Below are 23,036 nucleotides of genomic sequence, written 5' to 3' on the forward strand. Positions count from 1 at the left end.
GTGCGATCGCAGCTTAACCTACAGATCGAGCGTTTGAAGCAAATCTTGTCTGCGCACGGGCAGCCGTTCGCGCCGGAACCAGGAGCAAGCGAATCCGAGCTCCGGCGCCTGGAGGACAAAACGGGAATTCGCTTTGACCGGGATTTTAAAGATTTTTACCGCTTTTCCAACGGCTCGGGGCACGCTTACTGGGGAGCGGTATTTCCGGACGGGGCGATTCCCGTTCATTTTTTACCGCTGGAAACTTGCGAGCAATATTGGCCGGAATTTGCGGAGCATGACGAAGACGACGAGACGGACGGGGAGGTTCGGGGAGCGGAACGGGAAATCTGGGACCCCCGCATCAAGCCTTATGACGAGCACAAATACTGGTTTCCCTTCGCGACCTTGAACGGATCGACCTTGGTCTACTACGATGCGGACCCGGCACCCACAGGAACATACGGGCAAATTATCGTGTACCAGCACGATCCGGATTGTGTTTATTATGCGGCCGGAAGCTTTATTGAGTTTTTGCAGCAGTCTAACCAATTGCTGGAAACGGATGCCGCCGATTGGTTCGAAGATGAAAGCTTCGAGCTCACGGCTTCGGCGTCGTTTCCTTCGGCTGAGCAGCTCCCTCCCGCGGAAGGCGCCGCATCGTCCGCGACGGTCACCGACGACCGAAGACCAGAGCCTGAGGCGGATGCCCGCTCTGCGGAGCAGGCCGAAGCAGAAAAGCCTGGGTGGCCGCTTGCGGATGGGGACATCGCCGCGTTCGAGCGGAAGTACGGGCTGGCGCTTCCGCAGGATTACAAGGCTTTTCTGCTGCGCCGGAACGGGGGCCGGCCGGAGAAGCGGCGGTTTACCGTATTGAACGCGGCCATCAGCTCGCATGCGATGTACTATCTGCCGCTGGACGCTGCCGTCGAAAGAAACTTGGAGCGTTTTTTCGTCGAGTTGAATCGGGGAGGCATCATTCCGGGCGAGCTGCTGCCAATAGCAACCACTCCCAGGGGCAGCTTTGTATGCTTGGCGCTGACGGGGGCGAATCGAGGCTGCGTCTACTTTTGGGACCGGGACGACCAGGAATATGACGAGGAGGACGGACTGAAGCCGTCCTACAACTATATGTATTTGGCCGCGGCCGACTTTGCCGATTTTGTCTACGGGATCGAATGGCAGGACAAGATGGAGCAGGCGGTCGAAGCGTTCGTTGAGCGGCTTGACGGCGTCTTGGCCGGCGAATTCCGGCAGGTCATGACGGAGCTGAAGCGGGAGACCGAGAACGAGAACGAGGAGTGCAAGGAGGAGATCAAGAAGAAAACGCTTGTTTTTCTCGATCGTCTTAAAGAGTGCCTGTACTCGAAAGCGTGCGTGTCCCGATTTTCGCTTAACAAGTGGAAAGCCATGGCGGAAGCCTTCGCCGCGGGCGGTCCGAAAAGCGAGTCGGCCAACGTGCTGATCAAGCGAAGCTTGTCCTGTACGGCTGGAGGGCGGTCAATCCGCTCTTGGGACTGCATGAGGACGTGTTGACCCATCTATTTGCGCTCCGCGGCTTGATCCGGCTGTGAAAAGGGATGTATGCGATGAGCAACCCTGTTGACATTTGGTTGAAACTGGTGTACAACTGTACTAATTGAATTTCCTATTAAATTCATTGACGAGAACGAGTACGCTAATCCCTTGTTCCCCAGAGAGTTGGCCCTGTGCTGAAAGCCAACGTTCAAGAATTAGCCGAACATCCTCTCCGAGAAGGAATGCTGAAGCTTCAGTAAGCAGCCCCGGGATCCCGCCGTTACAAGGGACGCGTATGATGGTACGTCGTAGAGGTGCCGCGGAATCATGTTTCATGATGATTGCTGCGGAACAAGGGTGGTAGCGCGAGAGCAAATCTCGTCCCTTTACGGGGCGGGATTTTTTTGTTTTTCAAGAAGAAAGGATGAGACCTGTGAGAAAAGTCGACGTGAAAGAAAAAGCAAGAGTCCGCGAGCTTCGTGTGCTGGAGCAGTGGAAGCGGGACGAAACGCACCGCAAATCGATCGAGAGCCGGGCCGGACGGCCGAATTTCGTGTTCTACGAAGGGCCCCCGACAGCCAACGGCTCGCCGCATATCGGGCATGTGCTCGGGCGCGTCGTGAAAGATTTTATCTGCCGGTACAAAACGATGTCCGGCTACCGCGTCGTCCGCAAAGCCGGCTGGGACACGCACGGACTTCCGGTCGAGCTGGGCGTCGAGAAGCAGCTCGGCATCTCGGGCAAGCAGGAGATCGAGAAGTACGGTGTGGCCGAATTTGTCGAAAAATGCAAAAGCAGCGTATTCGAATACGAGAAGCAGTGGCGGGAGCTGACCGAGGCGATCGCGTATTGGACGGATATGGACCATCCGTATGTGACGCTGACCAACGAATATATCGAGAGCGTCTGGCACCTTTTGTCCGTGATCCACGGCAAAGGGCTGCTGTACAAAGGCCACCGGGTCAGCCCGTATTGTCCGGACTGCCAGACGACGCTCAGCTCCCATGAAGTGGCGCAAGGCTATGAGGATGTCAAGGACTTGAGCGCAACCGTAAAATTCAAAAGCAAACGCGGAGACGAAATCTTCCTCGCCTGGACGACCACTCCGTGGACGCTGCCGTCCAACGTGGCGCTTGCCGTGAATAAAGACATCGACTATGCGAAGGTCAAGTACAACGGCGAAGTGTATGTCGTCGCGGAGAAGCTCGCCGAGAACGTGTTCAAGACGGACTATGAAGTTGTGTCTGTGCATAAAGGATCGGAGTTCGTCGGCACCCCTTACGAGCCGCCTTTCGGCTATGTTCGTCCGGTCAAAGGGCATATCGTCGTCGATGCGGATTACGTGAGCGATACGAGCGGGACCGGTATCGTGCATACGGCTCCCGCGCATGGGGAGGACGACTACCGGACGACCCGCAGGCACGAGCTGGATTACGTCAACCTCGTGAATCTGGCCGGCCGCTACACCGAGCAGGTGACGGAATTCGCCGGGCGCTTCGTCAAAGATTGCGACGTCGATATCGTGAAAAGCTTGTCCGAGCGTAGCCTGCTGTTTTCCAAGGAGCGCTACGAGCACAGCTACCCGTTCTGTTGGCGCTGCAAATCGCCGCTGCTGTACTATGCGATGGAAAGCTGGTTCATCCGGACGACGGCGGTCAAGGACCAATTGATCGAGAACAACCGCAAGATCAACTGGTACCCTTCCCACCTCCGCGAAGGGCGTTTCGGCAAGTTTCTCGAAGAGCTCGTCGATTGGAACATCAGCCGCAACCGCTACTGGGGGACGCCGCTGAACGTCTGGCTGTGTCAGGATTGCGGGCAAGAGCACGCGCCGGGGAGTCGGCAAGAGCTGCGGGAGCGGGCGATTCAGCCGCTTGACGAGAGCCTGGAGCTGCACAAGCCGTACGTTGACGAAGTGAAGCTGCGCTGCACCTGCGGCGGCACGATGGAGAGAACCCCGGAAGTGATTGACGTCTGGTTCGACAGCGGCTCGATGCCGTTTGCGCAGTACCATTACCCGTTCGGCGACGAGCAGCTGTTCCGCGAGCAGTACCCGGCGGATATGATCTGCGAAGGGATCGATCAGACGCGGGGCTGGTTCTTCAGCCTGCTGGCCGTTTCGACGCTGTACAACGGGCAGTCGCCTTACAAAGCCGTCATTTCGACCGGACACGTGCTGGACGAGAACGGGCAGAAGATGTCCAAGAGCAAGGGCAACGGCATCGATCCTTGGGAAATCATCGAGGAATTCGGCACCGATGCGTTCCGTTGGGCGCTGCTGGCCGACAGCGCGCCGTGGAACAGCAAGCGGTTCTCCAAGCAAATCGTCGCCGAAGCGAAATCGAAGGTGATCGACACGCTCCATAACGCGCATGCGTTTTATGCGCTGTATGCGGCGATCGACGGCTATAAGCCGGAGGAGCACCCGCTGCGGACTTCCGCGAACGAGCTGGACCGCTGGATTCTGTCGAGGCTGAACAGCACGTTGCGTCAGGTCGTGAAGGGGCTGGACGATAACGACTTCCTGAATCCGGCGAAGCAGATTGAGGCGTTCGTCGACGAGCTGAGCAACTGGTATATCCGCCGCTCCCGCGACCGGTTCTGGGCCAGCGGCATGACCGAAGATAAAGTGTCCGCGTACCAGACGCTCCGCGAAGCGCTCTTGACGCTGGCAGCCATGGTCGCTCCCTATGCGCCGCTTATCGCTGAAGACATCTACGGCAACCTTGGCGGTGAGGGAAGCGTTCATCTCGCGGATTACCCGAAGGTGAGCGATTCCGCGGTGGATACGATACTTGAGCGGGATATGGAAACCGCGCGGCAAATCGTCGAGCTGGCGCGCAGCGTCAGGAACGAAACCGGGATCAAAACCCGCCAACCGCTGGCGGAGCTAATCGTTTCGCTGGACCGGGACTTCCATCTGAGCCGGTACGCGGATATCGTCAAAGAGGAGATCAACGTTAAGGACATCCGCATGGAGCAAAGCGACAGCGGGTTCGTGGACTTCAGCTTGAAGCTGAATCTGAAGGTGGCCGGCAAAAAATACGGCAAATTCGTCGGACCGGTGCAAAGCCGTCTGAAGCAGCTGTCCGCCGCGGAAACGAAGCAAGCCGTCGTCGCGGGCTTCCTGGATGTGGCGGTCGACGGAGAGACGCTTCATCTTACGCTCGACGAACTGCTCGTGGATAAACAAGCCAAAGCCGGCTTCGCGTCCGCTTCCGGCTATGGAATTACCGTTGCTTTAAATACGGAGATCACCGAAGAGCTGGAGCAGGAGGGGCTTGTTCGGGAGATCATCCGCGCCGTGCAGGATACCCGCAAAAAGCTGGAGCTGCCGATCGAAAAGCGCGTCGCGCTCGTGCTCGACGTCGATCCGCAGCTCAAGGAAGCGCTGGAGCGGTTCGATCATGTGCTGCGGGACAACGTGCTGCTGTCCGGCGTCCGGTATGCCAAGGAAAGCGGGATGGAATCCGTTTCATTAGGAGAGCGCACGATCGGTCTGCGTATTGAGTAATCCAACTGCTTTTGCTTGAAGCAGAGGGGAGATATACGGCACGAAGCATCAAGATGCGAGACGTCTTGACGCTTTGTGCCGTTTCTTTTTTAGTGGGAGAGTTTTATATATGACGTATGTTGACAGGTTTGCTTGTTTACAATGAGGGAGGAATCAACGACCAGGGAGGAATCAACGATGAAGTCTTTGCATGGAAAGGTGGCTTTGGTTGCCGGCGCTACGCGCGGTGCAGGCCGAGGCATTGCGATTGAATTGGGAGCCTCCGGAGCCACGGTTTATGTCACCGGCCGGACGACCCGGGCGAAACGCTCCGAGTATAACCGGCCCGAGACGATCGAAGAGACGGCCGAGCTTGTCAATCGCGCGGGCGGCAAAGGAATCGCGGTTCAAGTGGACCATCTTGAACCGGACCAGGTCCGGGATCTGGTCGCACGAATAGAACAGGAACAGGGGCGGCTGGACATCCTGGTCAACGACATTTGGGGCTCCGAGTACTTGGTGCAATGGAACGTGCCCGTATGGGAGCAGTCCCTCGAAGGAGGGTTGCGCATGCTGCGGCTGGCGGTCGATACGCATATCATTACGAGCCATTTTGCGCTTCCCTTATTAATCCGCAGCGGCAACGGACTGGTCGTTGAAATGACCGACGGCACGGAAGAATACAACCGTCAAAACTACCGGCTGTCGCTGTTTTACGATTTGGCCAAAACTTCCGCCATTCGCATGGCCCGGTCCTTGGCCCATGAGCTTGCGCCTCACCAATGTACGGCGGTGGCAGTGACTCCCGGTTGGATGCGCTCCGAAATTATGTTGGAGCATTTCGGGGTGAAGGAAGAGAATTGGCGCGACGCCGCTTCGAAAGAACCGCATTTTATGATCTCGGAAACGCCGCGGTTTGTAGGCCGGGCCATTGCCGCGCTGGCGGCCGACCCGAAGGTGTCCCGGTGGAACGGCCAGTCCTTGTCGAGCGGCCAGCTTGCGCAAGTGTACGGGTTCCATGATCTGGACGGCTCCCGGCCGGATTGCTGGCGGTATATCGTCGAGGTGCAGGACGCGGGAAAACCGGCAGATGTCACCGGGTACCGTTAATCGGTTAGAATGAAATGTATTCCCGCAAGGCGAGGTGGAAGCTCGTACTATTTGCTTTTTTCCGACTCGCTGCTCAACATTTTGGGGTTTGTAGTCAAAGAAAAGTACCGAAACCAAGGTGTTGGTGGTATGCTGATCCAGAGTCTTGAAGATTGGGCGGAAACCAGCGGGTTTTCCGGAATTAAGTTGCTGTCCCATCCGAGCCGGATTCACGCCCACCGGTTCTACGAACGAAGAGGATATGTTTTTACAGACCTTAGCCGAGAAAGCCCTTACCTTTAGACATGGGATGAATCGGCTTAGGACAAGGGCTGTCTTTAGCCAGCTTCATTATCCTACATTCTTTCATCTTGTTGCAGTTGTATGTTTAGACTGATACAATCGGCGTATGAGAGAAGAATATAGAAGAACGGCAACAACCGTATCACTCATCAACTATCATTTTGTGTTTTGCCCGCGATACCGAAGAAAGGTACTTGTGAATCAAGTAGAAGCGCGATTTAAAGAGCTTGTGCAAGAGCTGTGTCAGGAAAACGATTGGCTTATGGTTGCGATGGAAGTCATGCCCGATCATGTGCATCTATTCTTAAATGTGCGACCAACGGATTCTCCAGCGGACATTATGGTAAAATTGAAAGGTGCGACCTCGCGATTTTTGCGTCAAGAATTTAAGCACTTGAAGCATCTGCCAAGCCTTTGGACACGTTCCTATTTTGTCAGCACGGCAGAGAATGTTTCGAGCGAAACCATCAAACGTTATGTGGAAGAACAAAAGACAAGGGGGTGAAGCCATGCAAACCGTAACCGTTCAAATTCGAATATTCCCAAACGATGTTTCCCTGCAGAAGGAGATGGGGGGCGAATACATCAAAACGGTCAATCTCCTAACCGAACAAGCGGAAGAATTGGGTACATTTCCAAAGCTCACCTCCAAGGATGTCGATGCCAAACTTCCATCCGCAGTAAAGAACCAAGCTATTCGAGATGCGCGAAGCATTCATAAAAAGACGAAAAAGCAAGGAAAACGTCCGGTTCTCAAGCGCAGAGCCTACTACGTAAATAACCAGAACTATTCACTTGGGGACCATAGCGTTGCATTTCCTGTTATGTTGGACGGAAAGGCACAGCGACTGAAGATTTCGGCCCGTGTAACGGAACGCGAACAACGTTTTCTATCCAGCGGCAAGCTTGGCCTTTTAAAAATGGTTGAGAAGTCGGGCAAGTGGTACGTACAAATTTCTGTTGAAAGAAAGACAGAACAAACAACGGGCGATGTCATGATGGGAATTGACTTGGACTTAAAAATCCCTGCCGTTGTTGTCACCTCAACAGGTAAGACGAAATTTGTTGGCAACGGCAGACAGAACAAGTACATTCGCCGCAAATATAAAGAGCGAAGAAGAAAGATGGGCAAGTTAAAGAAACTGTCTGCGATTCGTAAGCAAGAAAATAAAGAACATCGCTACATCAAAGACCAAAACCACAAAATCAGCCGTAAGATTGTGAACATGGCGATCGAAGAACAAGTGTCGGTCATCAAGATGGAAAAGCTGACGAACCTTCGCCAAACGACAAGAACAAGTCGTAAAAACGCTAAAAACTTGCATAACTGGACGTTCTATCAATTGCAAATGTTTATCGCATACAAAGCGGCATTGGCCGGGATCAACATCATCGAAGTCAATTCTGCCTACACCTCCCAAACGTGTCCAAACTGCGAGAAACGGACCAAGGCAATGGACCGAACGTATCAATGTTCATGCGGGTATCGCGCACACCGCGACAGAGTTGGAGCCATCAACATCATGCGCCAACCTGTGATAGATGGTAACAGTCTATCAGCCTAGATAGCTATACCTCTGATCTAGGATGAGCTAATGAGCTAGCTCTTAACTTAGCAGTCTGCACAAAACAGAAATGGCCTGCGTGCGTTAACTAGCTAAGAATCCCTCGGATTTAGCCGTGTTGGAGGCTCAAAAAGGACCAAAAAAATTATATTAAAAAGTTCAACTAGCACTCTTTTCTTGATCGGCATCATACGGAAAAAAAAGGATATTTGAGGATGCTCCTCGAATACATTACTTCACTTACGTCATCTCATGCCGACAAGGAGTGGAGTTTAGACGATGATCGACCGCCGCCATGATGTAAGGCCGGAAGTAAGAGCTTATCTGGAGCGAATCGGATACGAAGGCCCGCTGGATGGAAGCGCGGCCGTGCTGGCCGAATTGCAAGAATGCCACATTCATTCGGTGCCTTACGAAAACCTGGATATTGTGCGTCGCATTCCGCTGTCATTGGAAGTCGAGGATCTGATCGACAAAATTGTCGTTCGTGGCCGCGGCGGATACTGCTTCGAGCTGAACGCGCTCTTCGGCTGGCTGCTGCGGGAGCTGGGATACCCGGTCGCGGATTTCGTAGCCCGCTTCTGGCGCGACGAGCCGGCCCCGCCCCCCAAGCGCCGCCATCAGGTGCTGAAGGTCGAGGCGGAAGGGGCGACGTATCTATGCGATGTGGGAGTAGGCGGGATTGTGCCACGCTGGCCCGTCCAGCTCATCGAGGGACTGGAGCATCAGCAGGGAGACGAATGCTACCGGATGGAACGCGACCCCTACTACGGTTGGGTGCTCAGCGAGCTGAAGGATGGGCAATGGTGCTGGCTGTATTCCTTTACCGAAGAACCGCAGCTGCCTAAGGACTTCATCATGGCGAGCTATTGGTGCGAGAACGCTCCCGACTCGGTCTTCATCAACCATGCCAGGGCGGCGATTCGTACCCGGGACGGGCGGAAGACATTGGCCGGGGAGGAGTTCCGGATTTTCACCGCGGACGGCGTCGAGACCTTTACCCCGCAGACAAAAGAAGAGTACGCCGAAGCGCTGCGCACTCATTTTGGCATTATTTTGGAATAAAGGAGGGGGACGTATGAGCCTTCGACAAAAAATCCAAAGATGGTTTAAATACTTCGTGATCATGACAAAAATATAGTTAATGCTACATATAATTAGTAATATTAATAATTAATGAAATAAAAAAGAACTGCCGCACCGCTAAGAAACGGGGTCGGCAGTTCTTTGCTTTAAGTCGGCTCGACATGCGCGCAAAATTTTGTCGCTTAGCTCCGGATCGTTGACGGAACGGGCCAGCAAAATCGAGCCGACCATGGTTGCGGTCAGCGCGATGCTTTTGTCCTCGTCTTGACCGGCAAGTCCCGAGACGAAGGAGAGAAAGCGGGAGACCTCTTCGGTGAACACTTCGCGGATGTCCTCGGAAGACCGGGCGATTTCGCCCGCCAGGGCAGGCATGATGCACCCTTGCTCCGACGAGTCGCGGTGGGCCGCGCTCAAGTATGACTCGATCACGACGTATAGCTTCTCCTCGTCTGACGCCTGTTCCGCGACAGAGCCGAGCCGGGTGACGGTGTCTTCCATCGCGCTTTTGCAGGCTTCCGCGACCAACTGCTCCTTGCTGTCGAAATGGGCGTAGAAGCCGCCGTGCGTCAGTCCGGCCCCGCTCATAATTTGCGGCACGCTGACCGCTTTGATCCCGCTCGCCCGGAACGCCTGCGAAGCGCTTTGCACAATTTTATGCCGGATATTCATTTTATGTTTTTTGGTATAAGGCATCTTACGTTTCACCACGCCTAACGATAATTTATGTATTCTCCCTGATGTCACGAAGGAAAGCATTTGCGGAACGCCGTAAGCAGCTTGAGCGGGCCTTTCGTCCGGATTTTGCGAAGCAGCATAGCTGGAAGTGGATGCTCCGTCTTTCCAAGGACGCGAATCCAGGTCCCGCTGTCTGCGGTCAGCTCGAAATCTGCTTCCCCGGTATGCCCCTCTGTTACGGTAATCGTCTGCTGTTTGATCACAACCGTTGCTTTCGCTTCTTCTTGACCGGTAAAGGTAAAATGATACGTTGCGTTCAAGTCCTTGGCCTGATGGCGCTGAAAGAACAGCGGGAGCATCTTCAAAAAAGATCGGACGGACTTCGAACGCAGCCCGTTGCTTACCCGCTTCACCCGCTTGTGCGGAAAACGGCGGACGACATGCTGCTCGGCATCGGAACCTGGAACGACATAGATCGTTTCTTTTTTGTTCTGCAGCGGCTTGACGATGTCCTCCAGGAATTGCTTGCGGTTGTTCCAGAACGCGCCGATGACGTCTTCTCCTGCGGGACAGACGGCCATACAGTAGGCGGCCTTGTAATTGGCGCCGAACGATAAGCTCTGCCACATGGAGGCCGTTTCTCCGTCTTCGACTCTGGAGCGGTACGCTTTGGCGTTTTTGCTGTCCGCAATCGTCTCGATCCAGTTGGTGAACCCGCCCGAAAATTCCCGGTAGTTGTGCGTGTAGCAGGCCGAAAAATTGAAGTGTCCGTCCGGTTCGATAGCGCCGACGGGACAGGCGGCGACGCAGAGCTTGCATTCCAGGCACGGATTGTAGTCGATGGGCCTCGACTCCTCCGAAATGCGGGCGTCAGTCACGATGGTCCCGAGCAAAATGAAATTGCCGAATTTCGGATGAATGACATTGCGGTGAATGCCCATTTGACCGAGTCCGGCCGCCACGGCGATCGGCTTGTGCGAAATGACCCATTGCTTGCCGTCCCTGGCTACCTCCATGGGGAAGCCCATCGGAGGGTTCACCGCTTTGATGCCCATCTCCTCCAGACGGGATACAATCTCATGCCCGACATGCGTGATGCGGTCGTGCACGTGATAAAATTCCGCGTTGGCGACGGAGCGGGCCGCAGACCGGACCGGCTCGCGGTTCATTCGGCACACGAAGCTGATCAGCAGACCGGCATCCGGCAGCAGCTCGCGTATTTCGTGGCGCTGCCCGTCCAGCTCGGACCGGTCGATCGCGACGAAGCCGACGTCATCAGCCCCCGCTTCCAGGCAAAGCTTGCGCAGCCAGGCGGCATCGAGGGCCGCTTCCCGGGACGTGCCGGAAGGAGGCTGTTTGGCAAGGTGCTGGCGGACGGTAGGGTGGTCTTCGAGCTTTCTACTCATGATCATTATAGCTCCTTTCGTTCCAAAAACGAAAATGTAGAACCCGGATCGACGTTTTAAATATGATGATCATCATAAATATTATAATCATCATATTTAAAACGGTCAATAAATATCCACATTTGCGGAACCCGCACCAGGACGCTGGCGGGGCCGAATATGCCCCAAAAATCACCCGCAGACCGCTGTTCAAGCCGTGAGCATTAGTCTTGACAAACACAATATCTTGATATAGATTTGAAACTATCATCTACATATCGTGATTGGACAGGCGCCTTTCCGCTAGAGACGCGGACAGGCTTAATAGGGAAGTCCGGTGCAAAGCCGGCGCGGTCCCGCCACTGTAAGGAAGAGTGTCCCTCCGAGTTCGCCCACTGGCCTTGTCGCATGTATGGCCGGGAAGGGGGAGGGAGCGATGACCCCGAGCCAGGAGACCTGCCTGTTCATTCGACACCCGTCCTACGGAGATAGGAACGTGTCCGGCATCGTGCTTAGACAGCATGTTTATTTACATGCTGTTTTTGAGACGCATTCGGTCCGTTCCGCGGGCCGGCGGCGTCTTTTTTTGCCGGGCCCGAGGCGTTGGCGGGAGAGAAAAAAGGAGACGAGAACCCATGCTGATTGCGTACGACTCCAGAACGGGGAATGTGCGGAGATTTATCGGTAAGCTGAATATGCCATCGGTTCAAATCGAGGAGAACATGCAGATGGACGAGCCTTTCGTCCTTGTTACGTATACGACCGGCTTCGGTCAGGTTCCGGAGAAAACGGCCGCTTTTCTTGAGCGCAATCACAGCCGGCTGCTTGGGGTCGCCGCCAGCGGCAACCGCAATTGGGGCGAAGGCTTCGCCAAGAGCGCCGATCGGATTGCATCCATGTACCGTGTGCCGGTTTTGGGCAAATTCGAGCTTGCAGGGACGAAGCGCGATGTAGAAACGTTTAGAAGCGAGGTGGGCACCGTTGCGGCATATTGAATTGAACAACCAGCTGATGCGGCGGGAAGCGGACGGATTTTTTCAACTGGAGAAGGACCGGGAGGCGGTCCGGGCGTTTATGGAAGAGGCGGAACGCAGCAGCATCCGTTTCGCCGATACGGCTGAAAAGGTCCGTTATATGATCGACAACGACTACTACGAGAACGTGTACGACCGCTATTCGCCGGAAGAGGTCGAGGACGTCTACCGGATTACGCACAGCTACGGCTTCCAGTTCCAGTCGTACATGGCGGCGTCGAAATTTTATACGGATTATGCGATGAAAAGCAACGACCGCTCGCTCTACCTCGAGCATTATCCCGACCGCGTGGCGATCGTCGCGCTGTATCTCGGACGCGGCGATGCGGACACCGCACGGGCCTTGGCGGCATCGATGATGGAGCAGCGGCTGCAGCCGGCGACGCCGACGTTCCTCAATGCCGGAAAAAGCCGGCGCGGCGAGATGGTGTCGTGCTTTTTGCTGGAGATGGACGATTCGCTCAATTCGATCAACTACGTGCTCGCCACGTGCATGCAGCTGTCCAAAATCGGCGGCGGCGTCGCGGTGAACCTGTCCAAGCTGCGCGGGCGCGGAGAGCCGATCAAAGGCGTGGAAGGTGCCGCCAAAGGCATCATGCCGGTGCTGAAGCTGATGGAGGACGCGTTCTCGTACGCCGATCAGATGGGACAGCGCAAAGGCTCCGGCGCGGCCTATTACAATATTTTCGGCTGGGACGTCATGGAGTTTCTGGACAGCAAGAAGATTAATGCGGACGAGAAAAGCCGTCTGAAGACGCTTTCGATTGGACTGATCGTTCCGAATCGGTTCTACCGGCTGGCCGAGGAGAACGAGCCGCTTCACGTATTCGCGCCATACTCCGTTTGGAAGGCCTACGGGACGCATCTCGACGACATGGACATGGACGAGATGTACGACCGGCTGCTGGCCGACGACCGGGTGCGCAAGAAAGCGGTCATGGGCGCGCGCGACATGCTCGTAAAGATCGCGACGGTGCAGCTCGAATCCGGGTACCCGTACATGATGAACAAAAGCAACGCCAACCGGGCGCATGCACTTAAAAATATCGGCTCGATCAAAATGTCGAACCTGTGCACGGAAATTTTCCAGCTTCAGGAAACGTCGGAGATTGCCGATTACGGGCAGCCGGACATCATCCGGCGCGATATCAGCTGCAATCTGGCTTCGCTTAACATTGTGAACGTGATGGAGCAGGGCAAAATACGCGAATCGGTCTACGAAGGGATCATGGCGTTAACGGCGGTCAGCGATATGACCCATGTCGCCAATGCCCCGGGCGTGGCGAAAGCGAACCGCGAGATGCATTCGGTCGGGCTCGGTGCGATGAATTTGCACGGCTTCCTGGCGAAGAACAAGATCGCGTACGAAAGCGAAGAAGCTAAAGATTTTGTACGTACCTTCTTCATGATGATGAATTTCTATTCGCTGGAAGCCAGCATGGAGACGGCAAAGAAGACAGGCGTTACGTTCGCAGGCTTCGAGCGGTCGGATTACGCCGACGGCAGTTATTTCGCCCGTTACACGAGTACGGATTACCGGCCGGTAACGGAGAAGGTTAAGGAACTGTTCGGGCAAATGGCGATTCCTTCTCCCGAGAATTGGCGGGTGCTGCAGGAGGCCGTCCGCACGCATGGGCTGTATCATGCCTACCGGCTGGCGATTGCCCCGACGCAAAGCATCTCGTATATTCAAAATGCGACCTCCAGTATCATGCCGATCGTCGAGCCGATCGAGACGCGGACGTATGCGAATTCGACGACGTATTACCCGATGCCGTATATGAACCGGGACAACTTCTTCTATTACAAGTCCGCCTATCAGATGGACCAGTTCAAGGTGCTGGATCTGATCGCGGAAATTCAGGCGCACGTCGACCAAGGCATCTCGACCGTGCTGCATGTCAACAGCGACGTGACGACGAGACAGCTGGCACGGTATTACATTTATGCCGCCCGCAAAGGCTTGAAGTCGCTGTACTATACCCGGACGAACCGGTTGACGATGGAAGAATGCATAAGCTGCTCCGTGTAACGACGACAGCATTCGAGCAAGGCAAGAGAGAGGAGCCAATGGTATGAGCGTGTTGAAGGCGGTCAACTGGAACCGTCCGGATGACGATTTTACGATAACCTTCTGGAACCAGAACATCATGCAGTTCTGGACTGACGACGAAATTCCGCTGTCCGACGACAAAATGAGCTGGCTGACGCTCAATGACGACGAACGCGATCTATATATGAAGGTGCTTGGCGGATTGACGCTGCTCGACACGGTTCAGGGCGGCGTCGGGATGCCGAAGCTGCTGGAGCATGTTGAAGGGCTGCAGCGCAAGGCGGTGCTCGGCTTCATGGGCATGATGGAGCAAATTCACGCCAAATCGTACAGCAGCATCTTTACGACGCTGGCGACAACCGAAGAGATTGACGGCGTGTTCCGCTGGGTGGAACAAAATGTGTTTTTGCAGACGAAAGCGGAAACGATCTCCCAGTACTACAACCACATCCGGACGCCGAAGGAGCTGTACCTGGCGATGTGCGCGTCCGTTTTGCTGGAAAGCTACTTGTTTTACAGCGGCTTTTTCTACCCGCTCTATTTGGCCGGACAGGGGAAAATGACGAGCAGCGGCGAAATCATCGATCTCATTCTGCGCGACGAGAGCATCCACGGTCTGTATGTCGGGGTGCTGGCGCAGGAAGTGTTCGCCGGACTAAGTGAGGAAGATCAGGAGGACGCCACCGAGACGCTGCTAGGACTGCTGCGCTATTTGCACGGCAACGAGGAGCGGTACACGGAGCAGCTGTATGCCTCCGTCGGCTTGGTTGACGAGGTGAAGGCGTTTCTGCGTTACAACGCGAACAAGGCGCTGATGAATTTGGGCCAAGACCCGCTGTTCGAGGAGGAAGAGATCAACCCGATCGTCCTGAACGGTATCAGTACGCGGACGAAGCAGCACGATTTCTTTTCCAAAAAAGGAAACGGCTACGTGCGCACGATTCATGTCGAGCCGCTGACCGACGACGACTTCCGGTTTGACTAAGCAAGTATGCAGGTCGCTTACTTAAGGTTTGAAGCACGGTTTGCCATCCGGATTATTCGCTTGAAGCGGATCGGATGGCGGATCGTGCTTCTTTTTGTGATGCCCGAAGAAAAAATCCCTCCAGCGTTCGGCACGCTCCGCAGGACGGCGGACACCCGCTTCCGTTCCCTCTACAATTAGGAAACGAAACGGAGGGAGGAATCGTTAAATGCGTGCAAAATCCATTATTTTTACTTCGGTCCTGATCGGTTATGTCGGTCTGGGCATTCTCAATCCGCTCGTCGCTCCGCTGATTCGCGAGCTTGGCCTTTCGGAAACGGATGCCGGCTGGATTGTCGCGGCTTCCTCGTTCATGGTGCTGCTCACATCGGCGTTCTGGGGAAGCTGGAGCGACCGCATCGGGCGCAAGCCGGTGCTGCTGATCGGGCTGACGGGTATGGCCGCCAGCTTCGGCCTATTCGTCGCGGTGACCGAGCAAGGCTTGTCCGGCAAGTTCCAGCCTGCCGTATTGTTTACGCTGCTGCTGATCTCGCGCTTGCTGCTGGGAGCTGCGTTTCCGGCTGTCCTATCGTCCAGCCAGGCGTATATGGCGGATATTACGACCGAGAAGGACCGCGCCGCCGGCATGTCGTTAATCGGTGCAGCCAACGGGCTCGGGCTTGTCGTCGGTCCTGCGGTCGGCGCGCTGCTGACCACCCTGAGCCTGCTGGCCCCGATCTATCTCGCGGTGGCTCTGCCTCTGCTTGTCATGCTCTTGGTCGCCTTCGGCATGGCGAATTCCAAGCCGCAGACGCACGGCCAGCAGAAAATAACGCTGCGCAAAGGAATACTTCCTTACCTTGCGGTTGCGATGATCGTCATGATGGCGTTGATCCAGACGCAGGTGACCGCCGGATTTTATTTTCAGGATAAGCTCGGCCTGTCGGCGACCGAAACGGCGCAAGCGGTCGGCGCAGCTCTGTTCTGCATCGGCTTCATGATGGCGCTGGTTCAGTTCACGGTTGTCCGCAAAAACCGGCTGACCCCGTTGAAATTGCTGCAGGTGGGAGTCCCGGTCTTCGCTGCTGGTCTTGTACTGCTCGTAAGCTTCAGCCATATCGCGCCGTTCTTTGCCGCTTTCGCCCTGATGGGGATCGGGGTGGGGCTGGCGATTCCCGGCTTCACTTCGGGGGCTTCCTTGGCCGTAGCGAAGCATGAACAGGGCGCTGCCGCAGGGATGATTGCCGCAGCTATCGGGATCGGATCGCTTCTCGGTCCGTTGACCGGGACGTTCCTGTATCGGATCAGTCCGGAAACGCCGTTCTGGCTGTTGATTCTGCTGCTTGCGCTGTTAACGGGCTATGTGTGGGGCAGCCGGAGAATCCAGGGGGAACAGCAGGCCGTGGTTGACTAATCAATTGAGAATTATTATCATTTAAGAGGAGGGATGAACGACTACGGAGTGAGAGGATTCAGGTGCTAACGATGATAGCTGAGGATTTTCATCAAATATATAATGCGTTTTTCGACGGTTTTCAATTGTCGCGCCGTTATGCCGACCGGACCGAGCAGTTGCCCGTTCCGCGCCAAGCCGGGGAAGGCGCGCTTCGCCGGTTCGTGCCGCGACCGGATTTGGAGATCGTCATTTCGGACTACACGCTCACGCGGAACCGTCAATTTCAGCTGCACATGGATTCGGCGATGGTCGAGCTTAGCTTTTGCCTGCAAGGAAAGCGGGAGCTGAACATTTCCGGCACAAGGCATGAACTTCACGCAAACCGCTGCACGCTGCAGCTGGTGGATCGACTTCACGCGCATTTTGACTTCGTCGAGAACCAGCCGATGCTTGCGGTCGGTATCGGGATTCCCGTCGCGACGTTCGACCGTTTTATGGAAGATTTTGAAGGGAAGCGTGCCGTCGATTTTGCCAAGCTGGTCGACCGCCGTTCGTTTCGCCTGTTCGAGCAGACGATCGAGCCTGCGGCTTCCGTCATCCTGCAGCAGATGCTGTACGCTTCCTGCTCGAACGAGACGCGCAAAATTTATATGGAAAGCAAGGCGCTGGAGCTGCTCTCCCTGTCGTTTCATACGCTGCTGTGGGACCGCGAGCCCGACGATAAGCATATCCGGTCCAGGCTGAGCAAGAACGATCTGGAGAAAATACGCCAGGCACAGGAGGTGCTGCTGCACCGCATGGATAGTCCGCCTTCGCTGCTGGAGCTTTCCCGAACGGTCGGTCTGAACGACTTCAAGCTGAAGATCGGATTTAAAGAAGTGTACGGGCGCACGGTTTTCGGCTATTTGCGGGAAAAGCGGCTGGAGAAAGCGCTCCTGCTGCTGCAAAGAGGGCAGGTCAACGTGAATCAGGCCGCCTGCGTCGTCGGCTATTCGAATCCGAGCCATTTTGCCGAAGTGTTCCGCGAGAAATACGGGTTCAATCCCGGCGAGCTCGTTCGCAAGTAGTGGGTCTGCCGCGTCTGATCGCCAAACCGCCAGAGGAAACTCCTTTGGCGGTTTTTGTTGCGCATAAAAATCCCGGCAACCGCAGAAAAAATCCGTGCAGGGGTGGATGAGCGGACACGGATACGGTAGCATACCATTTATTGATAATGAGTATCGTTATCAATAAGATTGAGCGCACCGCAAGGACTGGCGGCAAAAACAAAGGAGGGCCAAAAAACATGCACAGACGAACTTGGTTATCGCTTCTGCTTCTGCTTGCGATCGCCGGGGTGATTGCCGGATGTACGGCAAGCGACCCGGGAACCGGCGCTTCAGGGGATCCGAAAAAGCCCGGGGGGACGGCGGCGCAAGCTTCTTTTCCGAGGACGATCAAGCATATGAAAGGGGAAACGGTAATCAAGGAGCGGCCGGTAAAAATCGCGGCGCCTTATCTTACTTTTGTCGACGACTTGGTCGTCTTGGACGAAATTCCCGTTGCCGCTCAGGGGATGGCGATGATGAGCAGCTTCCCGAATTTGCAGAAAAAGCTCGAGGGGAAATCCGTGATCGATCTGGGTAAAGAAGTGAGCATGGAGAGGCTGCTCGCGTCGCAGCCGGATCTCATAATCGCTTCCGACGATATGGCCGATAAATACGAGCAGCTCAGCCAAATCGCGCCGACGGTTATTTTTCCGTATAACGAAGATTGGAAGGGGACGCTGCAGCTGATTGCCGGGGCCATCGGGAAGGAAGAGAAGGCGGCGGCCTTCTTGGCCGACTTCGACCGCAAGGCGAAGGAATACAAAGCGAAGCTGGCGAGCCGCAGCGGGGAGACGGTCTTGTTCGCGATGTACGGCGGGAAGGAGTTCATCACCTTCAATGAACAGCGCGTCGCCGACTTTTACAAGGAGCTTGGACTAAAGCCGGTGCCCGGCAATGAAAAGGGCGGGTCCTTGTCCCTCGAAACGCTGTCGACGATGAATCCGGATCATATTTTTATCGTCAACAACTACGCTACGCCGATTAAAAAGGGCGTCAAAGAAACGCTGAAGGACAACACGATCTGGAACGGAATGAAAGCACCCAAAAGCGATCAAGTCTACTACATTGAGGATACGTCCATCCTCGGGCCGATGCCGCTTGGCAAATTGATCGCGATCGAAGAAGTGATGAAGGCGATGGGGAATCGGTAAGGCCTCAACTGACCAATTCTCAACAAGCTCGCCCTTGCGATATGCAAGGGTGTTTTTTATGTCAACTAACATGCTGTGGAGTGTTGGTTCATGAAAAATTGTACTCTATCGCTTCAACTATAATATTTTTCTTTCTTTTTGTTGCCCTGCCCCGGGTGCAACCCGGCTTTGGGTTCGCACCGCCGGACGAGCGCAAAGACGGCCGAAAATGAGGAGACGATTTGACAAGTAATGAGTACGATATTCCATGGTTTGCCGGAAACCGGGCTTATATAATTCACTTGTAACAATAGATTACACCAAACATCCGGAGCAGCCGGGGGTGAAATCGTGCAAAAAAGGGGGAAGGGTAACCCTCTGATCAATTGGTGTAAGTAAGACGGACGGTTGACTTTCCATTAGGAGTTCCAATGCGGATGAGGAGGAAAAGCATGCGTTACATGGTCGGAGTAGATGTCGGTGGAACCTTCACCGATGTAACATTGGTCGATACCCGCTCGGGAGAGATCTTAAACCACAAGGTTCCTTCCACGCCGGATGATCCGTCCCGGGCCATCATGAATGGCGTCGAGCAAATTCTTGAGTTAAACGGAGTTTCGGTATCGGAGGTCCGGTATCTGGCCCACGGCACGACGGTGGCGACCAATTCGCTGATCGAGAGGAAAGGAGCGCTGACAGGGCTGCTTGTCACCGAAGGGTTTCGCGATTTGCTCGAAATCGGACGGCAGACACGTCCCGGTCTGTATGATTTTTTCAAGGAAAAGCCCGAGCAGGTCATTCCCGGCCATCTGCGTCTGGAAGTCGACGAGCGCCTGTATGCGGACGGCAGCGTTCGCAAGCCGCTGGACCCGGACAGGCTGCGGGAGGCGATTGAACGATTGAAGCAGGAAGGCGTGCAGGCGATCGCGGTATGCTTTCTGTTCTCCTACCTGAACCCGGAGCACGAGAAGCAGGCGGTTGAGGAGATTCGCCGTCAATTCCCGGAGGCCTACGTTTCGGCTTCCCATCAGGTGGTTCCCGAATTCAGGGAATACGCCCGGCTCAGCACGACGGCTTTGAACGCATACCTTGGTCCGGTGATGCAGCGCTATATGGAAAATTTCCAGCAATCCGTCCGCAAGGCGGGGATTCCGGTCGATCCGTACATTACGCAGTCGAACGGAGGCATCATTTCGATTCAGGAATCGGTATCGAATCCGGTGCGCACGGCGGTTTCCGGACCGGCGGCCGGGGTCGTGGCGGCGTCTCATCTGGCCGAGCTGACCGGCTACAAAAATATGATTACGTTCGATATGGGGGGCACCTCGGCGGATTTTAGCCTGATCGAAAACGGCGATCCGAAAATTTCGATGGAGCGGGAAGTCGAAGGGTTCCCCGCCCGCATTCCGATGCTGGACATCCACGCATGCGGCGCCGGCGGCGGATCGATTGCCTGGCTGGATGCAGGCGGGGCGTTAAAGGTCGGACCGGAAAGCGCCGGATCGATGCCCGGGCCGGCGGCTTACGGGCGGGGCGGAACGCGTCCGACCGTAACCGACGCCAACGCCATTCTCGGACGCTTGAATCCGGATGGCATCCTTGGCGGCAGAATGGCGCTTGATGTGGAAGCGTCGAAGCGGGCCGTGCAGGAGCACCTTTGCGCACGGACGGGCCTGTCGCTGCTGGAGGCGACCATGGGCATTCTCACCGTCGTGAACGCCAACATGACGCGGGCGATTCGCCTCATCTCCGTCGAGAAAGGCTACGATCCGAGGGAATTTACGCTCGTTTCCTTCGGGGGCGGCGGCGGTCTTCATTGCGGAGCCCTGGCTCGCGAGCTCGGCATTCCAAGGATACTGGTTCCGCCGTCTCCGGGCACCTTCTGCTCCCTTGGCCTTTTGGTGACCGACGTCCGTTCCGACTACGTGCGTTCGATGCTGCTCGAATCCGCCGGCGGCAGCATGGAGACGATTCGCGGGCTGTTTTCCTCCATGATACAAGAAGGGGCGGCCATGCTGGAGAAGGAAGGCATTCCGGAGCCGAAGCGCCGGTATGTGCTGGGTCTGGATTTGCGCTTCAAGGGGCAAAATTACGAATTGACCCTGCCTGTCGAATGGTCCGAGCTGACGGACGAAGGGGTGCAGGGGATTCTGACGCGGTTCCATGAACAGCATGAGAAAAACTACGGCTATTCCAACCGGGCGGGGGTTATCGAATTCGTGAACTATCGCGTCACGGCGCTCGGCGAGCTGCCCAAGGCGGCGTTGCGCCGAACGGAGGAGAGTGGCGGCCGGTCCGCGCAGCCGACCTCGCGTCGGGAAGTCTATTTCGCGGAGACGGATCGTCCGGGGTATTACGATACGGCCATTTATCAGCGCAGCGAGCTGGCCCCCGGCGACCGCCTTGCGGGTCCGGCCATTATCGAGCAGATGGACTCCACCATTCTGATTCTGCCGGGGCAAACAGCCGGTGTGGACCCGTATCGCAATCTGGTGATTCAAACCTTTGGCGAGGAGGAACAACGATGAAACGGATAGATCCCATTACGCTGGAAATCGTCGGCAATCTGCTGCTTTCCGTTGCGGAGGAAATGGGCGTGACGCTGGTCAAAACCGCCTACTCCACCAACATTAAAGAGCGAAAAGACTGTTCGACGGCCCTGTTTGACGCCAAGGGACGCATGATCGCACAAGCGGAATACGTACCGATGCATCTGGGGTCGATGCTCGGGGTGGTCGGCGAGGTATTGAAGAAGTTTCCCGTCCAATCGCTGCGTCCGGGCGATATGTTCGTCACCAACGATCCGTATGCGGGTGGCGGGACGCATCTGCCGGACATCACCATGGTCTCGCCCGTCTTTCTTGAGGACCGGCTGGTGGCGTTCGTAGCAAACATCGCGCATCATTCCGACATTGGCGGGATGGTGCCGGGGAGCGTGTCGGCGCATTCGGATAACATTTACCAGGAAGGGCTGCGGATTCCGCTGGGGCGAATTTGCCGGGCGGGCGAGCTCGTTCAGGAGACGTACGATTACATCATTTTGAATACGCGGACGCCGGTGGAACGCAGCGGGGACCTGGATGCGCAGATTGCCTCGAACATTGCCGGGGCCAAACGGATGGCGGAGGTCGTGCACAAATACGGGCCGGATGATTTTGCGGAATGCACCGATGCGCTGCTGGATTATGCGGAGCAGCTGATGCGCGCCGGAATCCGCACACTGCCGGAGGGAACTTACACGTTCGAGGATTATTTGGACGACGCGGGTGCGAATTCGGATACCCCGATCCCGATTCGGGCTGCGATCACGATCGAAGACGGAACGGCCAAGGTGGATTTTACGGGAACGAGCCCGCAGGTGCCCGGACCGCTGAACATGACGTACTCCGGGCTGCTGACCACCGCCTTCTATTGCTTCAAGGCCGTGGCCGGACAATCGATCTTTGCCAATCACGGCATATACCGGGCGCTTCAAGTAACGGCGCCGGAAGGGACGATCGTCAACTGCAAGCTGCCCGTTCCGGTAGGGCAGCGGATCGATACGGCCCAGAGGGTCGTGGACGTGATTCTGGGCGCGCTGGCCCAAGTCGCGCCCGAGCGCGTCCTGGCGGCCTGCAACAGCGTCGTGACCTCGGCTATTTTCTCCGGGACGAATCCGAAAACCGGAACCTATTTCGTTTATCTGGAAACGATTGCCGGAGGCGCGGGAGCACACTCCCGGGGGGACGGGCTCAGCGGCGTTCAGGTGCACATGACCAATACGTCGAATCTGCCCGTAGAAGCCTTGGAGCGGGAATACCCGGTTCTGGTGGAGCGGTATCAGCTCAGGACCGATTCGGGCGGAGCCGGGCGGTTCAGGGGCGGCCTCGGCATTCAAAGAGACTTCCGCATCCTGAGCGACGGGATGAGCTATACGGGGCTGGGCGACCGCCACAAGTTCGCGCCATGGGGCTTGGAGGGCGGCAAGAGCGGGAGCCCGGGCAGCTTCTGGGTGTCTTTGAACGGAGGCGAGCCCGAGCGGTTGGGATCGAAGATTTCCGGCATCTCGCTGAACAAAGAGGATTTGGTCCGTGTCTGCTCGCCGGGTTCGGGCGGTTACGGAAACCCGTATGATCGCCCGGTTGAGTTCGTACTCAAGGATGTGCGCGAGGGGAAGGTTTCCCGCCAATCGGCGGAAGATGATTACGGCGTTGTGCTGGTATCCGCCTCGACCGGTCTGCAGATCGACGAGCAGGCGACGGCGGAGCGCAGGGCGGGGGCCAAGGTTTAGAGGGGGCG

Annotated in this window: 16 protein-coding genes, 1 pseudogene, 1 riboswitch and 1 other annotated feature; of the genes and pseudogenes, 15 read left to right on the forward strand and 2 right to left on the reverse strand. The window is 56.0% G+C overall.

Features of this window, described 5'->3' with window-relative positions; genetic code table 11:
- From KQX66_RS03510 to KQX66_RS03540, 7 genes and pseudogenes are all read left to right on the forward strand, one after another.
- Complete coding sequence (locus KQX66_RS03510; RefSeq protein ID WP_216789832.1) at positions 1-1,515, forward strand: SMI1/KNR4 family protein; 1,515 nt, start codon at positions 1-3, stop codon at positions 1,513-1,515.
- A gap of 115 nt (positions 1,516-1,630) precedes the next feature.
- Positions 1,631-1,886 (forward strand) — a binding site (T-box leader).
- A gap of 44 nt (positions 1,887-1,930) precedes the next feature.
- Positions 1,931-5,011: an isoleucine--tRNA ligase gene (gene ileS / locus KQX66_RS03515; protein WP_216789835.1), complete on the forward strand. Its 3,081-nt coding sequence runs from the start codon at positions 1,931-1,933 to the stop codon at positions 5,009-5,011.
- A gap of 177 nt (positions 5,012-5,188) precedes the next feature.
- Positions 5,189-6,100: an SDR family oxidoreductase gene (locus KQX66_RS03520; RefSeq protein WP_216789837.1), complete on the forward strand. Its 912-nt coding sequence runs from the start codon at positions 5,189-5,191 to the stop codon at positions 6,098-6,100.
- A gap of 36 nt (positions 6,101-6,136) precedes the next feature.
- Positions 6,137-6,382: pseudogene (locus KQX66_RS03525) on the forward strand (GNAT family N-acetyltransferase); the annotation flags it as partial.
- 106 nt (positions 6,383-6,488) lie between these two features.
- Positions 6,489-6,887, forward strand: coding sequence for an IS200/IS605 family transposase (gene tnpA / locus KQX66_RS03530; protein WP_216789839.1), 399 nt, complete (start codon positions 6,489-6,491; stop codon positions 6,885-6,887).
- 4 nt (positions 6,888-6,891) lie between these two features.
- Positions 6,892-7,947: an RNA-guided endonuclease InsQ/TnpB family protein gene (locus tag KQX66_RS03535; RefSeq protein WP_216789841.1), complete on the forward strand. Its 1,056-nt coding sequence runs from the start codon at positions 6,892-6,894 to the stop codon at positions 7,945-7,947.
- A gap of 279 nt (positions 7,948-8,226) precedes the next feature.
- The gene (locus tag KQX66_RS03540) at positions 8,227-9,012 is read left to right on the forward strand and encodes an arylamine N-acetyltransferase family protein (protein WP_216789843.1); all 786 of its coding nucleotides are present in this window, start codon (positions 8,227-8,229) and stop codon (positions 9,010-9,012) included.
- 138 nt (positions 9,013-9,150) lie between these two features.
- Here KQX66_RS03540 and KQX66_RS03545 read toward each other — a convergent pair whose 3' ends face one another.
- Both KQX66_RS03545 and KQX66_RS03550 read right to left on the reverse strand, forming a co-directional pair.
- Complete coding sequence (locus KQX66_RS03545) at positions 9,151-9,726, reverse strand: TetR/AcrR family transcriptional regulator (RefSeq protein ID WP_216789845.1); 576 nt, start codon at positions 9,724-9,726, stop codon at positions 9,151-9,153.
- A gap of 47 nt (positions 9,727-9,773) precedes the next feature.
- Positions 9,774-11,114 carry an SCP2 sterol-binding domain-containing protein gene (locus KQX66_RS03550; protein ID WP_216789847.1) on the reverse strand — a complete coding sequence of 447 codons (1,341 nt, stop codon included), beginning with the start codon at positions 11,112-11,114 and terminating at the stop codon, positions 9,774-9,776.
- Between the two features lie 252 nt (positions 11,115-11,366).
- Positions 11,367-11,571, forward strand: a riboswitch (cobalamin riboswitch).
- A gap of 157 nt (positions 11,572-11,728) precedes the next feature.
- On the opposite strand from KQX66_RS03550, the gene nrdI reads away from it, so the two are divergent.
- The 8 genes from nrdI (at position 11,729) to KQX66_RS03590 (ending at position 23,028) form a co-directional block, all read left to right on the forward strand.
- Positions 11,729-12,088 (forward strand): class Ib ribonucleoside-diphosphate reductase assembly flavoprotein NrdI, encoded by a 360-nt coding sequence (gene nrdI / locus KQX66_RS03555; protein WP_216789849.1) that lies wholly within the window; start codon positions 11,729-11,731, stop codon positions 12,086-12,088.
- Positions 12,075-14,159, forward strand: coding sequence for a class 1b ribonucleoside-diphosphate reductase subunit alpha (gene nrdE, locus KQX66_RS03560; protein WP_216789852.1), 2,085 nt, complete (start codon positions 12,075-12,077; stop codon positions 14,157-14,159). Before nrdI ends, nrdE begins: the two co-directional genes overlap by 14 nt.
- Positions 14,160-14,202: 43 nt before the next feature.
- Positions 14,203-15,165 carry a class 1b ribonucleoside-diphosphate reductase subunit beta gene (nrdF, locus tag KQX66_RS03565; protein ID WP_216789854.1) on the forward strand — a complete coding sequence of 321 codons (963 nt, stop codon included), beginning with the start codon at positions 14,203-14,205 and terminating at the stop codon, positions 15,163-15,165.
- Positions 15,166-15,373: 208 nt separating this feature from the next.
- The gene (locus KQX66_RS03570; RefSeq protein ID WP_216789856.1) at positions 15,374-16,558 is read left to right on the forward strand and encodes an MFS transporter; all 1,185 of its coding nucleotides are present in this window, start codon (positions 15,374-15,376) and stop codon (positions 16,556-16,558) included.
- A 71-nt stretch (positions 16,559-16,629) separates the two neighbouring features.
- Positions 16,630-17,607 (forward strand): helix-turn-helix transcriptional regulator, encoded by a 978-nt coding sequence (locus KQX66_RS03575; RefSeq protein ID WP_216790468.1) that lies wholly within the window; start codon positions 16,630-16,632, stop codon positions 17,605-17,607.
- Positions 17,608-17,825: 218 nt separating this feature from the next.
- The gene (locus tag KQX66_RS03580) at positions 17,826-18,779 is read left to right on the forward strand and encodes an ABC transporter substrate-binding protein (protein WP_216789858.1); all 954 of its coding nucleotides are present in this window, start codon (positions 17,826-17,828) and stop codon (positions 18,777-18,779) included.
- A 431-nt stretch (positions 18,780-19,210) separates the two neighbouring features.
- Positions 19,211-21,286, forward strand: a complete 2,076-nt coding sequence (locus KQX66_RS03585; protein ID WP_216789860.1) for a hydantoinase/oxoprolinase family protein — start codon at positions 19,211-19,213, stop codon at positions 21,284-21,286.
- Positions 21,283-23,028 (forward strand): hydantoinase B/oxoprolinase family protein, encoded by a 1,746-nt coding sequence (locus KQX66_RS03590; RefSeq protein ID WP_216789863.1) that lies wholly within the window; start codon positions 21,283-21,285, stop codon positions 23,026-23,028. The genes KQX66_RS03585 and KQX66_RS03590 overlap by 4 nt, the downstream gene beginning before the upstream one ends.
- The last annotated feature ends 8 nt before the right edge of the window (positions 23,029-23,036 follow it).

This window comes from Paenibacillus oleatilyticus (assembly GCF_018998565.1).
Lineage (GTDB): Bacteria > Bacillota > Bacilli > Paenibacillales > NBRC-103111 > Paenibacillus_G > Paenibacillus_G oleatilyticus.

What these genes read in the sequence shown, in the direction of transcription:
- KQX66_RS03520 (WP_216789837.1), top strand. Translation starts at nt 5,189, where the DNA reads ATGAAGTCTTTGCATGGAAAGGTGGCTTTGGTTGCCGGCGCTACGCGC.
- tnpA (WP_216789839.1), top strand. Translation starts at nt 6,489, where the DNA reads ATGAGAGAAGAATATAGAAGAACGGCAACAACCGTATCACTCATCAAC.
- KQX66_RS03535 (WP_216789841.1), top strand. Translation starts at nt 6,892, where the DNA reads ATGCAAACCGTAACCGTTCAAATTCGAATATTCCCAAACGATGTTTCC.
- KQX66_RS03540 (WP_216789843.1), top strand. Translation starts at nt 8,227, where the DNA reads ATGATCGACCGCCGCCATGATGTAAGGCCGGAAGTAAGAGCTTATCTG.
- KQX66_RS03545 (WP_216789845.1), bottom strand. Translation starts at nt 9,726, where the DNA reads ATGCCTTATACCAAAAAACATAAAATGAATATCCGGCATAAAATTGTG.
- KQX66_RS03550 (WP_216789847.1), bottom strand. Translation starts at nt 11,114, where the DNA reads ATGAGTAGAAAGCTCGAAGACCACCCTACCGTCCGCCAGCACCTTGCC.
- nrdI (WP_216789849.1), top strand. Translation starts at nt 11,729, where the DNA reads ATGCTGATTGCGTACGACTCCAGAACGGGGAATGTGCGGAGATTTATC.
- nrdF (WP_216789854.1), top strand. Translation starts at nt 14,203, where the DNA reads ATGAGCGTGTTGAAGGCGGTCAACTGGAACCGTCCGGATGACGATTTT.
- KQX66_RS03570 (WP_216789856.1), top strand. Translation starts at nt 15,374, where the DNA reads ATGCGTGCAAAATCCATTATTTTTACTTCGGTCCTGATCGGTTATGTC.
- KQX66_RS03575 (WP_216790468.1), top strand. Translation starts at nt 16,630, where the DNA reads ATGATAGCTGAGGATTTTCATCAAATATATAATGCGTTTTTCGACGGT.
- KQX66_RS03580 (WP_216789858.1), top strand. Translation starts at nt 17,826, where the DNA reads ATGCACAGACGAACTTGGTTATCGCTTCTGCTTCTGCTTGCGATCGCC.
- KQX66_RS03585 (WP_216789860.1), top strand. Translation starts at nt 19,211, where the DNA reads ATGCGTTACATGGTCGGAGTAGATGTCGGTGGAACCTTCACCGATGTA.
- KQX66_RS03590 (WP_216789863.1), top strand. Translation starts at nt 21,283, where the DNA reads ATGAAACGGATAGATCCCATTACGCTGGAAATCGTCGGCAATCTGCTG.